Origin of the sequence: Moorena sp. SIO4E2 (genome assembly GCF_010671945.1) — a bacterium.
GTDB lineage: Bacteria > Cyanobacteriota > Cyanobacteriia > Cyanobacteriales > Coleofasciculaceae > Moorena > Moorena producens.
The window spans coordinates 1-1,404 of record NZ_JAAHIE010001215.1 but is presented as its reverse complement, the minus strand read 5'-3'; the positions used below and the strand labels follow the sequence as shown (position 1 = coordinate 1,404).

Here is a 1,404-nt window from a genome sequence, read left to right as displayed (position 1 = left end):
GGCAGCGGCGTCAGCAACAGGACGTTCCGACAGTGGCGGTCGTTGGTTATACAAATGCCGGCAAATCTACCCTGTTGAATACCCTAACCAATGCTGAGGTTTATACCGCTGACCAGTTATTTGCTACCCTTGATCCCACTACCCGACGCTTACCTATTATTGACTCAGTAACGGGTAAATCTAGCGCTATGCTATTGATCGATACAGTAGGGTTTATTCACGAGTTACCCCCACCCTTAGTAGATTCATTTCGGGCTACCCTCGAAGAAGTAACAGAAGCAGATGCTTTGCTGCATTTAGTGGATTTATCCCATTCAGCTTGGGCTAGTCATATTCGTTCTGTAATGGGCATTCTGAGGGATATGCCTATTACACCAGGACCGATTTTAGTAGTTTTTAATAAAATCGACCAAGTAGATAGTGATACCCTAGCGTTAGCGAAAGAAGAATTTCCTCAAGGAGTTTTTATTTCTGCTAGTAAACGTCTTGGACTAGAGACATTGCGTCAGAAACTAGTTGAGTTAGTTCACTATGCGATCGCAACTCAATAAACTGACTCAGGGTCATGAAAAACTAACCAAAATCGGGATTTAGCTACTTTTAAATAAGTAGTATTATTGCAGTTTTATTTCTTGCTATAGCAGTCCTATATGATTCGTGAAATATATTGGCCAAAGTGTTCGCGATAGCGTCGGCCTCGCCGAATCGCTAAAACCCTTGCCCAGCAATAATCCCAGATTTTGCTGATTTTACAAATGATTTAGGATTGCTATAGGAGTGGATTTTACTAACGTCTCTAACTACTTCTAAAAGAGTACCACTATGGGACAAAGACTTAATCAAATGGATTAGCTTCATAAAAAATTCACATCTGTAAGCTAATAGATAGGGATAATTTAATTGTTAAAACCAAAACCAACTTCAAAGTTTGATGCTTCGTTCTGGGGACGCCGATATCCTAAATTTCCTTGAACAAATCCAGTTGGCTCGCAACGTACCCATTGGCTTAAGGTGCTATCGTCTGCGAACTATGTGTATGCATTTTGGACGCTGGTTAAACTTAGAGCCAGAAGCAATGCGTCAGCTGGTTTTTTTGTGCTATTGCCACGGTTTAGGTAAAATTAGCATTCCCGATCATATCCTGTTCAAAACAGGACCGCTGACAGAAAAGGAGTGGACAAAAGTTAAGGAGTATCCTGAAGTTTCAGAACTGATTTGTAACCAGTATCCGCTCCTGAAGGAGTTTGCATTCTTAGTGCGTACCCACCAAGAGAGGCTGAATGGCACTGGTTATCCGGATGGGTTGCGTGGTGAGAAAATTCCTTACATTGTTCAGGTCTTTCAGCTGGTGAATGCGGCAGATGCTATCATCAGCAAGCGCCTATATCGTAACCGTAGTGACCA

The 1,404-nt window shown here is 42.1% G+C and carries 2 protein-coding genes; both read left to right on the top strand.

Annotated features, from left to right (window positions below; translation table 11 throughout):
* Window positions 1-551 (top strand): GTPase (locus F6K37_RS42330; protein WP_287257210.1); only part of this gene is annotated, 551 nt, incomplete at its 5' end.
* Window positions 552-931: 380 nt separating this feature from the next.
* On the top strand, window positions 932-1,404 hold a 473-nt coding region (locus F6K37_RS42325), incomplete at its 3' end, for an HD-GYP domain-containing protein (protein ID WP_287257209.1).